The organism is Paenibacillus sepulcri (assembly GCF_042647105.1).
In the GTDB taxonomy this organism is placed as follows: Bacteria; Bacillota; Bacilli; order Paenibacillales; family Paenibacillaceae; genus Paenibacillus_Z; species Paenibacillus_Z sepulcri.
Window position 1 is genome coordinate 5,653,990 of sequence record NZ_JBHRUP010000001.1, and the last position, 13,511, is coordinate 5,667,500.

Consider the following 13,511-nt stretch of genomic DNA (forward strand, 5'->3'; position numbering starts at 1 on the left):
TGTTATGATGCCATTATAACCGCATCTTTCATGAGAAGGGGAGAAGGAAATGAAGGGACTTACCATTGATCAAATCATTCATTATCAGACAGAAGGTTATCTGATTGCCGAGGATGTGCTGACGGACGAAGACCTGCAGCCGGTTATTGACGAGCTGGAGCAGGAGATCGATAAACGGGCAAGGGCCCTGCATGCCGAGGGGAAAATCGCTGAGCTCCATGAGCATGAATCGTTCGAGCGGCGTTTTGCCCTGCTGCATGCGCAGTGCCCCGAGATCGGCAAAGGCTTTGATATCAGCGATTATCTGGGCGATGCCGTCTTCCGCTTTCTCGGGAACGATCATCTGCTGGACGTTGTGGAATGCCTGCTCGGCAGCGAGCTGAGCTGCAATCCGATTCAGCATCTGCGGGCCAAGCTGCCCTGGAAGCCGGGAGCGAATGCGGAGCCGGATTACTTCCAGAATGTGCCGTGGCACCAGGATTGCGCCGTTACGAGCGTGGACTCCGATGCTTCGGAAATCATCACGTTCTGGCTGCCGCTTGTGAATGCAACCGCCGAGACGGGCTGTATGGAAGTGATGCCGGAGGTCTCCAAGCTGGGATATCTGAAGCATCGCAAAGAAGGGGGGACGACGATTGTTCCCGAGCAGCTGCCCCATGTTCAGCCGGTGCTGGCCGAATGCCGCAAGGGCAGTATTGTCATTATGAACAAATATACCCCTCACCGCGGGACGACGAATACCTCGGACATCGTACGCTGGTCGCTCGATTTGCGCTACCACAAGCTCGGGGCGCAGTCCGGGCGCTCCATCCATCCATCCTTTGCGGTAAGAAGCGCGAAGCAGCCGGAGCTGGTGCTGACACAAGCTGATAAGTGGCGTACGCTGTGGCAGGAAGCCAAGCTGCGCCGGGCAGAGGGCAAGCTGCACCGGGTTTAGAGATCTGCCTTTTTGCAGCTAGTGTTGAACATCCGCGACAGTAACGACAAAATCAGGCTGCCGTCAACAACGGCAGCCTGATTTGTGCGCGAAATCCGGGTAATGATACGCGCTGGATTTCCTGCAAATGCTCGGTAAGGGAATCCCGTGTTTCGCCCTTGCCTTCCTCGCCCGAGAAGACATCGAGGAAGAAGATGCGCTCCGGCGGGGTGATTTTTTGGACAACAGTTTGATTTGGAACTAATCCTTCTCTTTGCTGTTCTTTTCCTTTTCTTGCAGTTCGCGCAGATACTCATCCAAACGGTCGAACCTCTCCTCCCAAATATGGCGGAAGGACTCCAGCCAATCGTCCAGCTCCATGAGCGATTTGGGACGCAGCTTGTAAATCCGCTTATTGGCGACCGGCTGCACCTCGACGAGTCCGGCATCGCTTAATACGCGAAGATGTTTGGATACTTGCGGCTGGTTGAGCCCAAGCCGATCGGCAATTTCCCCCACGGGGAGAGGAGCGTCGCGCAGAAGCTCGACAATGTCTAAACGGTTGGGCTCAGCAAGAGCACTGAAAGTCAATGCATTCATAGCCTCAACCCACTCTCAAACGATTTAATTTGCCCAAGTATTCATTATAGCGAGGCCTGGTGTTCCAGCACAAGCTTACCGGGACTGATCGATGGAATTTATATACTAAATATACCCCTTTTGGAATATTCCTGTCAAGGAATATTAAATGGTCAAGCTTTAACCCATGGCGGTTGGAGGATTGTTTATTCCCGCACTGGCTTTAGCTTAGGGTTAAAAGAAATAGTGAACCAATCTCCGCAGATAGCCATATATTAGATAAGAAAGAAGCCGCCGTTATGCCTTCTGCCATCGGAGGGAAAGTGGGACTGTGAACGTATTCATCTTAAATCCGGAAGGCCGTTCCCTTATGGCCGGAATAACAGAGGAAACGGTTATACATGAAGCGCCCTGCTGGTCCATTCATAAGATCGAAGGCCATCCCGGCGAATTCCTGAATGAAGCCATTACGTGGGATGCCGAGCCCTTTTTTCTTACTTTATTGGCAGGTGAGCGAATGGAATCCGGTTTCCAGTCGGAGCTTCAATCCTGTCTGGATGAGCTTGCCTTCCATCATGCAGGACTCTGTCTCAGCGGAGACACCGCCATAAGGCCAGGAGATGACCGGCACGCAGCTTCCAGGGGACCGGTGGTTTGGCGCAAGGCTGCGGTACTGGACGCCGGAGGGTTTGCCGCCAGGGACTGGCTTCCATTTGGCGGCTATGTACTGTATGAAATGATGCATCGCTTGTCGGCGGATTGGAGCTGGAGGGAATTCCCCGCAGCGCGATTGAGGAGCCAGCCCATCTCATATTCTCCATCCTGGAGAAAAGAGAAGGACCAGTGGCTGCGCATTGCTCCGCTTCTGAAAAGGGACAATTCTCCTGTCAGCCCGGTTGAGCAGGACCCCATTTTCTCTATTGTTATTTGCACGTATAACAGCGCTGATTTCCTTCCCTGGTCCATCCGCAGTGTTTTTGAACAATCCTTTTCATCGTGGGAGCTGATCATCGTGGATGACGGGTCCGGCGATGCGACGGCCGAGAAGCTGGAGCAGTTTCTGGAAAATCCCCGTGTACGGCTTTTGCGCAGCGAACATAACCAGGGCAAATCCTGCTGCCTGAACCAGGCGGCTGCAGCTGCGAGGGGGAGTTGGCTTCTGGAGCTGGATGCCGACGACTGGCTTGCTTTTGATTGTTTGCAGAGCCTGGCTGCATCCATTGCGGATGCAGACGGTATAAGCGTTCTTTACGCCAACCACGATGAATGGCTGATGCGCTCCAACCAAGAGCTCCTTTTCAGACGAACCGTGTCATCCATGTCCGAGTTGGACGAGAAGCGGCTCCTGGATGAAGCAGTGCCCATTGCTCCCCGTCTCTATCGCCTGACCGCTCTAAGAGAGATCGGCGGCTGGTGGGAAGAAGGCATATTTGATGGGCGGCTTTACGAGGATTTCCAGATGCTCAGCCGCATGTCCCGTTCTTTTTCCGCCCGGCATGTCCCTGATGTTCTCTACCACCGCAGACTCCGCCATTCAAGCATCACCCGCTCCAACCAGGATAATTATGCGCAATGGAGGCACTGGTTTCGGTCAGCTATGGAAGAATGCGGACAAAATCGATATTTGGAATCAGCACATGAGCCTGCCCCGACACCGGGGAGTAGATGTTCTGAACCACCTGAATGATCAAGTTTCCTTCGGAAACGCCGACCAGCTTCCCTGTCAGAAATTGTCCCTCCTGAAAGCTCTCAACGTTCCGGCCGATGAAAGTTGTCATAATACCGGAAAAATTCATGATTAAGACCCTCTCTCCTTAATTGGAATCAGCTGAAGGAATTGATTTTTGCAATTCTGACAATCGCAATGGAGCCAGAGGTTTCCAGAATCTCCAGATAATCATCGCCAACGGCAATGAGCAGACCAGTCACGGATCCGGCAGGTGTTTCGATATTAATTGTCGTGCCTATTCTGGCTATGAACTGTTCTCTTATATCCTGATTCGTTGCCGACAAAGCGGTGAACTCATTTTGCAATACATTCACGTCATTGCGGGTCTGGTTCACGAATGTCGTCATGGACGAAACGCTTGCAGTCAGTTGCTCCAGGCTGGCCGACGAAGCCAGCACCTGCGCCTGAAGTATTCTCAGGCTTGAATTGCAGGTTTGTTTACTTCTTTTCCTGCGCAATTTTGATTTATGGCAGCTGGAGACAATCCTTATTTTTCTATAGCCCTTTGGTTTACGGCAAGTGGAATGGAGACGTGACTTACGCAAACCCATGTTTTTCACCACTCCTTTTTGGTGGGTTGCAGATAATGACAGAATATGCTATGGGTCATGCTCAGGGAACTCGTCTATATGAATTGGTTCATCTACCTATAAAGCATGTCAGCAGCGGAATTCCATTATATAAGCATCCAGCTGGTAGCCCGCCTTGGCAAAAGCTTTTTGCGAAATGCTGTTCCCGGCTTTAATACAAGCCCGGATTGTCACGCTGCCGAAATATTTATTGCAGACTGCCGATGCAGCCTGAATGATTGAAGATCCATAACCCTTCCCCCGGGATGAAGGCGATAATATGATGCTGATGAGGACAAGCGACGGGGCCAGACGCTCCAGTCTGAAAGTGCCGATCGGCTCTTGTTCCTCCATAACCATCAGAATTTTCAGATCTTCGTTCAGGAGTGCCTTATTAAGCCAGCGCAGATGGGCCTCCCAATCCAACGGACCGCTTTCCAAGGACATTTCTCTAACCGCAGGTTCATTGCGCCAATCGAATAGCTGCTGTGCATCCTCCGCCGTCGCCTCCCGGATATCCATATACCGCTTCAGCCTCCTATTATCAGATCCCAGCTCAAAGGGGTCCCTTCATCAATATCCGCCACAGCCCTGGAATCCAGAATGAGCTCATAATATTTGGGCGGAAGGCCGTAACCCGGCCGGATAATTCTTGTATTTTGCCTGGTGAAAGCTTCCCCTTTCTTAATGTCCGCAGCCGCGTACAGGGATCTTCTGAATTGGAGCGATGCCTGCTGGGCCTCATCAGGGCCATATGCAATTTTGCCCATCGCCCGCCAGGCCTTATCCGCCTCTTCCACCAGCAGCTTCATCTCGGCCGGTTCCATGGAAAAAGCCGAATCCACTCCGCCCTCCTGCCGCGACAGCGTGAAATGCTTCTCGATAACAGAGGCTCCCATCGTAATACTGGCAATGGCTACGCCCATGCCAAGCGTATGATCGGACAAGCCGACAGGGCAGTCAAACAACTGCCGCATATGGGGAATCGTCGCAATATTGCAATGATCGACCGGCGCCGGATAAGCGCTGGTGCATTTTAATAAAATGATTTGCCCCGAGCCCGCCTCCCTGCATGCCGTTACAGCTTCATGCAATTCAGAGACAGTGGCCATTCCGGTTGAAATAATCACGGGCTTCCCGGTCGAAGCTGCTTTGCGTATGAGCGGGAGATCCGTATTCTCGAAAGAAGCAATTTTGTAGCAGGGGGCGCCAAGCGTCTCCAGAAAATCAACAGCCGTTTCATCAAACGGGGAGCTGAACACGATCAAGCCCAGCTTGCGCCCGTATTCAAAGATGGCCTGATGCCATTCCCAGGGGGTATAGGCCTGATTGTACAAATCGTATAAGGACTGACCATTCCATAAGCTCGCCTTGTCATTAATATGAAATTGGCCGGAATGAATATTCAAGGTCATCGTGTCTGCCGTGTAGGTTTGGAGCTTCAGCGCGTGCGCGCCGGACATTGCGGCCTGTTCTACTATTTGGAGGGCGCGGTCCAGTGACTGATTATGATTGCCGGACATTTCCGCGATGATGAAGGGCTCCGCAGCAGAGCCGATTTTTCTGCCTGCGATCATGATTTCATTCATCCGTGTTCACCGCCTTATCGTTGGATAACCATGCGGGAATGAGCATGGCTGCATGCCGGTCGTAGTCCTTCATGATGCGTCTGGCTTTGACAGACATGTCAGCAGCGATCGAAGGCTGCTCCATGACATGTCTCACCGATCGGGCGATATCGTCCTCTGTGACGTTCTCAAACCATCCAAGATGAATAACGGCTCCTGCCTGGTGCAGGAATGCCGCTGCATCCGACTGATTATGGGCCACCGTCAAACAAAGTGCCGGAAGTCCCAGATAGCACCGCTCCCATGAGGTCGTCCCCACAGCGCCTATACAAAGATCGGCCTTCTGCATCAGGGTGGCCATGTCATCGCTGTGAAGGTGTACCTGCACCTGGGGCAGACCGGCGCATAAAGACTGAATTTCCGCTTGGTACGGGTTGGCCCGGCCGAGGACGACATCAATTTGGACAGAAGAAAATCCCGGCTGTTTGAAGGCTCTTAATACTTTACTTGTCTGGTTCGTATGGTCGCTGCCTCCGAAGCTTACAAGAATCCGGCGGATGCTGCCGTCCCTGGCGCGGGGTAGCTTGGCCGTTTCCCTGAATTCGTGCCGCAGCAGGGCATGGGAGGGGCCGAGTAAGGTCAGGCAGCCGGAAGGCACATTCGCTCTCTGTGTATGAGCTGCAGCCTCATCGTAAATATTGGCATTAATAAGCAGGTCGCATGCATGCCGCCTGTGCACCCAATCATCAATGACAACCAGTTTGTTTACGAAGGGCTTGATCTTCAGCTCCCATGCAAGATCCAGATTATAATGGTCCACCAGAATCCAGTCGACGGGAGCATAAGGAGCCAGTATGGCAAGGGTTTGATCGGCGTCCTCCTCCCATCCTACCGAAGCATCGAGACCGGCAAGGGAAATGACCGCGAACCCCTGCTGCGTAATAAAATGATTCAAATCACCCGGCAATGCCCGGGTAATAAACTGGCACTGAATTCCTGAATCCCTCCACATTTCAGCCACTGTCAAGCATCTCATAATATGACCCGTTCCCATTTCAATGGAAGCATCAGCACGGATAAACATGTATCCTCACCTCCATAATGGCCTGTTTACCATTTTTTTTGCTCAATATGCGAGTTTAATCGGCTCCAATCCTTGTTCTGGTCCAGAAGCTGCAGAATATCCTCCATGCCAAAAAGGGGATTTGACGGGCAGAGCGCCTCCAGAATCAGCCGAATGAGTTGAAAGTCCTCTGGCGTATCGACGGTCAGGCGATAGCGGCTCCAATCCTGCCTGTTGGTGAGCTGCAGGATTTCAAAGGAATCGGGATGCCTGTAAATGTACGGGGTAACATGCTCGCGATCCGTTTCCTCGAAGGCTTCCGCATGGGCCTTGGTCAAGGCATCGATTGAGAACACCTCTGTGTCAAGACCGCGCGGGAAGGTCCGTTGGAGAGTATTGGATACATAATCACAGGAAGCAGGCGAGTCCAGGTAAGCTTGAATGACCTGATCGATGATGCCGGGATCGTGCAGCGGGCAATCTCCCGTAAGACGGACGACGATATCAGCGCCGCTTTGCAAAGCCGCTTCGTAATAGCGCTCCAATACATCAGATTCAGAGCCGCGGTAAAAGTTGACTCCAAGCGATTGGCATAACGCGGCAATCGGGTCATCCGCAGCTGAGACAGACGTGGCGACGATCAAATCGCTGATGAATGCCGATTCTTTCACACGCTCCAGCTGATAGCGGAGCAGGGGTTTGCCCAGTACCTCCTGAAGGACTTTTCCGGGCAGCCGGGTGGAATTCATTCTTGCCTGGACAATAGCCGCTATTTTCATAGGACCTGCTCCCCTGCTCACAATTTAGAATAATAATGCAGCACTTTTTTTAGCGCCGTGATCACGTCATTAACATCCTTTCGCGACATCCTGGGAAATAAGGGTAGAGTGAGCAGCTCCTCGTACAGCTGCTCCGCTTTAGGGCAAAGGCCCGTCTCATATCCGAGCTGTTTATAGTAGGGATGAAGGTAAACTGGTAAGTAATGCACATTAACGCCAATGTTTTCCTTCCATAAAGCGTCATAGATTTCCCTTCGGTCCGCATTCAAGCAACGGGTATTCAAGCGTATCGTATAGAGATGCCAGGACGATAGAGAAGCTGGAGACTGGGAAGGGAGGCTCAGCTCCCGCATATCCTTGAAAGCCTCCGTATATAGAGCCGCATATTCGCGGCGCAGCCCGAGAAAGCGGTCGACCTTGCGGAATTGGCTGATTCCGAGAGCGGCCTGGAAATCTGTTAGCCTGTAATTATAGCCGAGAAACTGCATTTCGTGATACCATGCTCCGGACTGCAGCGTAAGGCTGCCGGGGTCCCTGATAATGCCGTGGCTCCGGAACTGAACCAGCTTCTCGTACAAAGCTGCATCATGGGTAGTGACGGCTCCCCCTTCGCCTGTTGTTATATGCTTGACCGGATGAAAGCTGAAGCAGGCCATATTTCCTCCGCTGCCAATTTTTTGGCTGCCGTATTCGGCCCCAAGCGCATGAGCCGCATCCTCAATCACGATCAGGCCATGCCTTGCGGCAATGTCCATAATGGCTGACAAATCAACGGGCTGGCCTGCAAAATGCACGGGCAGGATCGCTTTGGTCTTATTCGTTATTTTGCTCTCAATAGAGGCAGGGTCGATATTATAGGTGTTTTCGTCGATGTCGGCGAATACCGGACTTGCCCCGCAGTACAAGATGCAATTGGCGCTTGCGGCGAAGGTCAGGGAAGTGGTGATGACTTCATCGCCGGGGCCGATTCCCGCCATGCAGCAGGCGGCGTGGAGAGCGGCTGTTCCGCTTGAGAAGGCTACGGCATAGGGGGCGCCGACATACTCTGCCAGCATCTGTTCGAACTCCGCCACGGAGGGGCCGGTGGTGAGAAAGTCGCTTTTCAGGATGTTCATAACCGCGCGGATATCATCCTTTTCAATCCACTGGCCGCCATACTTCAACAGCTTTTTTCTTACGGGCTTCCCGCCCGTTATGGCTAACTTATCGATCGCAAACACATTCTTTCCTCTTTTTATTTCCGGAGGAGTAAGCCCGTTGGTATCCGCTGCAGAATCCGGTCGTCGATGTGATAGACGACCTCCGCCGGAGCGTCCAAGCGAAGCAAATCCGCATCCACAAGCAGGCGCTTCAAACCTGATTCGATCTGATAGACTTCAGGCCCTGAACCTTTGATCAAGCACCTTTCTATAGGGAACAGCTCACGGTGCGTATCGGATGGTTCTGTCCCGGGGCTGTCCGCATAAATCATTTCACCGGCGGGTATTTGCGACAGGAGCCGATCGTCGATCTGATACACATCATCCCATCTGTATCCGGATTGCTGAAATACATCGGTCGATGAGAAGGGCCGCAAACAGCCGTTCTCAATTTTGCTTGCCTGTTGACTGCTGTTCTTGACCAGTATTCCTTCCTTGACTATAGGATTGGAAGGTGAAGGTGAAGGGGGAAGTCCTGACAATTCATGAAGCAGCTTCAGAAGCTCAGGTCCCGCTAATTTCAAGGGATAGGCATAATCGGCAAACTGCTTTATTTTCAATTGGAGCTGCTCCCGCAATGCTGCGCTGCCGACTGCTTCCTTGATCTGACCGGCAAGACCCTCCGGCGTCAGTTGGATGAAGGGATGCATATCGTCGTAATAGCTGTACTGTTTTTCCGCATCCGGGTCCCTGAACACGATAACGGCTTTGCCGAATAACATGGCTTCCAGTCCCACCGTAGAATTTTCCATAACCACGATGTCAGTGTGGGGAATCAGATCGTATAGATCCACTTCTGGAGGGACGATCCGGACTGTGGGGAATTCCGTTTCCAACTGCTGATATTCCGTAATCAGGCCTTTCTTCTTCTCCCAGGGATGCGGCTTGATCAAGACTTCCACATTCAGGGACTGCACGATCAGTTTTACCGACCGGGTGAATAAGGCTTTGTTCGTCTGCGGCTGCGTAATCATTAGTATTTTGGCTGTATCCGGCTGTAACGACAACGAATGGAAAATATTCAAAGCCGGCATGCGGGCCCGCGTATAAATGACATCGTAACGGGGATGCCCCACCATTTTGATTTGCTGGGGACGGGTCCCCTTGCCGGCATACCAATCCATTTCATACTGCCCGTAAACCGCCTGGACAGTCGCAAATACAGGAAGGAAGGCTTCTTCTCCCATAATGACTCCGTGCTGGAGACATACCGAGGGAACTCCCATGGATGCCCCGACCAGGCAGAGAACACGGCTTGTAAGATCCTCTGTCGTCCCGACGACTGCGCAGGACACCGGAACGTTCTGGAGCATCTTTTCCACAGACGACATCGCTTTAATCATCCGCGGAATATCATCCAGCGTTCTGGTTTGAAATTGCTGGTCGCGAAAGACCGGATGATCGGCATATTGTGCAAACAGGCCGGCGCAATCCTCCGTTAATTCCCGCACTGTATCGGACACATCCGTTTCATAATGACTCAAGGTAACAACCGGAATTCCCAGATAGGGTTTGCCGCGGGATAACAGCATGGTGGTTTGCGGGTCAAAGCGCTCGAGAAAAACGCTGGGCTGAAAACGGTGATACGTGCCGTTCACAAGAATTTTCGCGCCTTCACAGGGAGCCTCCTGTTTTACGAACGGCGTTATATACCGGTCAAATAAAGGCTGAATTTCCTGGTCGTCGGTGACGGGATTTTTCAAAACGGCCTGAAACTGTGCTTCACTCATTGACCTTTTGATGTCATCGCTCAAATATTGATAGAAGTTGGATAACAGTCCCAAAGGAATATGCTTATATCTGATGCTCTCAAAGGCTTCGATGAATTCGTTGAACAATGCCCAATAATGACGCAGATAGATGCTCATCCGATTTTTCCTGACTGCTGCTGCCTGAGCGACTCACGCAGCTCCCTGCAGTCAAGCTGCTGGGGGAGAAGCTGAATAAATTGCGATTTTTCCCTGGAGAACAACTGGCTGTGAAAGGATCCCTCCGTCATATAGTTGTCGTCCAGCACTTCATCCAAAGGATGAAAAGGCCAATAATGATTCAGTCTCCAAAAAAATCTGGCATCGCCAATCCGGTAATATTCAGGATTCTCATCCCAATAGGAGCCCCAGCGTTCATAAATCCTGGGCAGGATGGAGCTGCGATGCATAATGGAGCAATGATCCACCGCACAGGGAGCGAGCCAGGTCAGACGCCCGGCAGGCCGGAACACCGATTTGGTGATTGTGCCGTCATCTTTAATATGATTGGTAATGGATGAGGAGTAGACGATGTTCGCTTCGGGATTCTCGCTCAGGAAAGCTGTCATTTTCTCAAGTCTCTGCGGACGATAAACATTATCATCCGTAATATACGTGATATAATCTCCGGTTGACAGGTCAATTGCCTGATTGATAAGAGAAGCATACCGGATGGTAGCCGCCCTTTCGGCAATATCTTTTGTTTGACTTTTAACATAGCGGATCCGGTTGTCCTGCAGATACGCTGCGATGACCTGATCGGTTTCCTCATTTGAATTGTCATCCATTAAAAGGAGTTCAAAATCCGCGTGGGACTGACCAAGAATGCCTTCAATGGCTTTTCCGACAAAGGCCGGTTTGTTATAGCTTGTCATGATAACTGAAACTTTGCTCAAATGAAGTCTCCTTTCTATGATTAGTTCTTTTTCATATGAAACTTCCAATCTGGTGAAGCTCCTGTAAGATGCTTGCACGATCCTTCAGTTTATTCAGTTTTCCCTTATTTGGTTACAGGGACAAGGGGATATGGGATAGTGTCAAGCCGTCACTTCCAAATTTAAAAGCGTGAACCTATCAATTTTTAGTAGAAACAAAGAATCTGCCATGAACGCTCGCGCGGAACAGATATCCGGACAGGGCCAAAATGACGGATCTGGTTGTCAGCCCATTAATGATGTATACTGAATGATGGCACGGGGCATAAGTCCGGAGCTAAAGGACGGGTATTCTTGGAAGAAAAAGAGATATCAAGCCAATTATCAAGTTTTATCAGCAAGCTGCTGCGGGATCGCTTTGGCAAAGGACCAGAATCCATCCATATCTCTTATGATTCACGGTGCATTACCATGCATCTTCGCAATTTTATTGGACCGGTCGAGAAGCTGATGCTTCATCAGCAGAAGGAAGAGGCCTTTCGGGACACGCGCAAGCTGGTAATGGATTCGCTAATCCCCGATTTGAATGAATATATTAAGGACACGCTTCATCAGGAAATTGAGGAATTTTTTTATGACTGGGATTTGGAGCATCACTCGGGAATTATGGTGGGATTGTTTTCCGGTGAAAAAAATAATGAAGATGACAGCTACGAGGGCAAAGATGCAATTCATGAAAGAGTGGGGCATATAACCCAAATTTGCGAGAAAATTCCGGACCGCATCCATTCTTATTGGACGAATTCCCGGACGCTGATCATCATCCGCTATGGATTGCTGATCAAGATCGAGAAGCAGCTGCTGGATTTGGGCTATGAGGGAACGCTTCGGATATCCAAACGCGTGCTGGAGAAGCATCATTTTGCCCATGACGTGGATATGAAGCAAATTCTTGGGAAAACCGTAGAAGGCTTGTTCCTCGATTGGAAATTTGAGAGGGACAAAAGCATTCTTGTGTATACATTTAAAAATTAAATACGTGGTCAAATTGACAAGATATATTTTTCATATACGCTAGTCAGGAGCCAAAGAAAAGCGGGATCGCTTTCTTTGGCTTTTTTTGTGTGCTTTTCGGCCAACAATTAAAGAAAAAGCAGGTGACGAATTGGATTATCGTGGACTGGATGAGACAGTAGAACAAGTATGGAGGACCATGAATCAATTACTCCAGGCAAGCACGTTTTACTTGGCGGCAAGCGACAAGGTATCGACGATCATGCTGAAAGTCCACAACCGCAAGGAAGCTCTACTGGATGAAGGTGTAATTCTGCCTTATGAGCACTCCTATTGTTCGCTTCTTATGGAAGGGAGCATGGAGGCACTGATGATCGGGAATGTATCTGAGCATCACTTGACGTCCGCCAAGCCGTTGACTACTGCGCTGAAGAACTGCTCCTTCATAGGTGTGCCTGTTACACTCGGCGACGGCCGAATATTCGGCACGTTGTGCGCATTGGACGACAGCTCCTCCCGTGTTTTTGATGACAAGGATGCAGTGCTGTTAAGCTCCATGTCCGCGTTGATTGGCTATGCTGTGGAATGGGATCTCTTGCAGGGAGAATTGCAGCTAATGAAGGAACTGGCAGCGAGGGCCCGGGAAAGCGTTGAACAGGCAAATGCGGAAAAAAGCCTTTACCTGAAAATGATCAGCCATGGCATCCGCACGCCCCTGAATGGAGTGATCGGAATGACCAGCCTCCTGCAGGATACGGATCTGTCGGAAGAGCAGCAGGATTATGCCAGAATCGTTCAACTCAGCGGCGAAGAGCTGATGGTCTTTCTGAACGATGTGGTGGATCTTGCGGAGATCGAAGCAGGTACCATGCTGCTGGACCATCTTCCTTTCGACCTGTATGGCTGTGTCGATGACATTATGGACAGGTTTGCCGGTCAATTGACGGGCAACGGGATAAGGTTGGAGAGCAGAATTAGCCCGCACATGCCTGCTGCCCTTTTCGGGGATCAGGCGCGGATCTGCCAGATCCTGGTCATGGCGGTGGGAAATGCGCTTAAATATACGACCAAGGGCATAATCTCGCTATCGATCGAACCCGGTGAGTCAAACGTTAGCGAGCATGAGATGGAACTGCTTATTAGGGTAGGAGGAACACATACCCGGATTCCAACTGAGAAAATAGAGCTGCTGCTGCATAATTTCGCCGCATTGAGCTTTTCACATCGAGGCACCGATCAGGCGGCACTGGGACTAGAATGGGTTATTTCCAGACGATTGGTGGAAATGATGAATGGCCGCATATGGGTCGATATTTCGGAAGAGCAGGGGACGACACTCTATTTTTCCATAAAAGTAGATACCAGCTAATGCTTCTTCATAAGCGGAAAAGCTGCTAGGTAAAGTTCCATCTATATCCGGCAGCATCTGGCCTGTCTATAATAGAAGAGGATTCGTGACAGTGGTCAACGCC

13 protein-coding genes are annotated in these 13,511 nt (G+C 50.9%); 4 read left to right on the forward strand and 9 right to left on the reverse strand.

All coding sequences use genetic code 11. The features are described 5' to 3' along the window. Window positions 1–49 precede the first annotated feature (49 nt). A complete protein-coding gene (locus ACFOLF_RS24765; RefSeq protein ID WP_210044926.1) occupies window positions 50–937 on the forward strand; it encodes a phytanoyl-CoA dioxygenase family protein in 888 nt (295 codons plus the stop codon). A 240-nt stretch (window positions 938–1,177) separates the two neighbouring features. Here ACFOLF_RS24765 and ACFOLF_RS24770 read toward each other — a convergent pair whose 3' ends face one another. Next, on the reverse strand, window positions 1,178–1,516 hold the full coding sequence (locus ACFOLF_RS24770) for an ArsR/SmtB family transcription factor (RefSeq protein ID WP_210044927.1): 339 nt from the start codon (window positions 1,514–1,516) through the stop codon (window positions 1,178–1,180). A gap of 349 nt (window positions 1,517–1,865) precedes the next feature. On the opposite strand from ACFOLF_RS24770, the gene ACFOLF_RS24775 reads away from it, so the two are divergent. Beyond that, complete coding sequence (locus ACFOLF_RS24775; RefSeq protein WP_210044928.1) at window positions 1,866–3,182, forward strand: glycosyltransferase family 2 protein; 1,317 nt, start codon at window positions 1,866–1,868, stop codon at window positions 3,180–3,182. Window positions 3,183–3,319: 137 nt separating this feature from the next. Here the strand turns inward: ACFOLF_RS24775 and ACFOLF_RS24780 are convergent, their stop codons facing one another. The 8 genes from ACFOLF_RS24780 to ACFOLF_RS24815 all read right to left on the reverse strand — a co-directional run bounded on the left by ACFOLF_RS24780 (window position 3,320) and on the right by ACFOLF_RS24815 (window position 11,046). Further along, on the reverse strand, window positions 3,320–3,682 hold the full coding sequence (locus tag ACFOLF_RS24780) for a DUF2642 domain-containing protein (RefSeq protein WP_210044929.1): 363 nt from the start codon (window positions 3,680–3,682) through the stop codon (window positions 3,320–3,322). A gap of 201 nt (window positions 3,683–3,883) precedes the next feature. Continuing rightward, window positions 3,884–4,315: a GNAT family N-acetyltransferase gene (locus tag ACFOLF_RS24785; protein ID WP_210044930.1), complete on the reverse strand. Its 432-nt coding sequence runs from the start codon at window positions 4,313–4,315 to the stop codon at window positions 3,884–3,886. Window positions 4,316–4,323: 8 nt separating this feature from the next. Then, window positions 4,324–5,382 carry a pseudaminic acid synthase gene (gene pseI / locus ACFOLF_RS24790; RefSeq protein ID WP_210044931.1) on the reverse strand — a complete coding sequence of 353 codons (1,059 nt, stop codon included), beginning with the start codon at window positions 5,380–5,382 and terminating at the stop codon, window positions 4,324–4,326. Continuing rightward, window positions 5,375–6,445: a UDP-2,4-diacetamido-2,4,6-trideoxy-beta-L-altropyranose hydrolase gene (gene pseG / locus ACFOLF_RS24795; RefSeq protein WP_210044932.1), complete on the reverse strand. Its 1,071-nt coding sequence runs from the start codon at window positions 6,443–6,445 to the stop codon at window positions 5,375–5,377. The genes pseI and pseG overlap by 8 nt, the downstream gene beginning before the upstream one ends. A 26-nt stretch (window positions 6,446–6,471) precedes the next feature. Further along, on the reverse strand, window positions 6,472–7,203 hold the full coding sequence (locus tag ACFOLF_RS24800) for a cytidylyltransferase domain-containing protein (RefSeq protein ID WP_210044933.1): 732 nt from the start codon (window positions 7,201–7,203) through the stop codon (window positions 6,472–6,474). A 17-nt stretch (window positions 7,204–7,220) separates the two neighbouring features. After that, on the reverse strand, window positions 7,221–8,414 hold the full coding sequence (pseC, locus tag ACFOLF_RS24805; RefSeq protein WP_379114229.1) for a UDP-4-amino-4,6-dideoxy-N-acetyl-beta-L-altrosamine transaminase: 1,194 nt from the start codon (window positions 8,412–8,414) through the stop codon (window positions 7,221–7,223). A gap of 23 nt (window positions 8,415–8,437) precedes the next feature. After that, window positions 8,438–10,270: a capsular polysaccharide export protein, LipB/KpsS family gene (locus ACFOLF_RS24810; protein WP_210044935.1), complete on the reverse strand. Its 1,833-nt coding sequence runs from the start codon at window positions 10,268–10,270 to the stop codon at window positions 8,438–8,440. Beyond that, window positions 10,267–11,046, reverse strand: coding sequence for a glycosyltransferase family 2 protein (locus ACFOLF_RS24815; RefSeq protein ID WP_210044936.1), 780 nt, complete (start codon window positions 11,044–11,046; stop codon window positions 10,267–10,269). The genes ACFOLF_RS24810 and ACFOLF_RS24815 overlap by 4 nt, the downstream gene beginning before the upstream one ends. A gap of 333 nt (window positions 11,047–11,379) precedes the next feature. Between ACFOLF_RS24815 and ACFOLF_RS24820 the strand changes: the two genes are divergently transcribed. Both ACFOLF_RS24820 and ACFOLF_RS24825 read left to right on the forward strand, forming a co-directional pair. Then, window positions 11,380–12,060, forward strand: coding sequence for a Na-translocating system protein MpsC family protein (locus ACFOLF_RS24820; protein WP_210044937.1), 681 nt, complete (start codon window positions 11,380–11,382; stop codon window positions 12,058–12,060). Window positions 12,061–12,190: 130 nt separating this feature from the next. After that, window positions 12,191–13,408 (forward strand): sensor histidine kinase, encoded by a 1,218-nt coding sequence (locus ACFOLF_RS24825; RefSeq protein WP_379219541.1) that lies wholly within the window; start codon window positions 12,191–12,193, stop codon window positions 13,406–13,408. The last annotated feature ends 103 nt before the right edge of the window (window positions 13,409–13,511 follow it).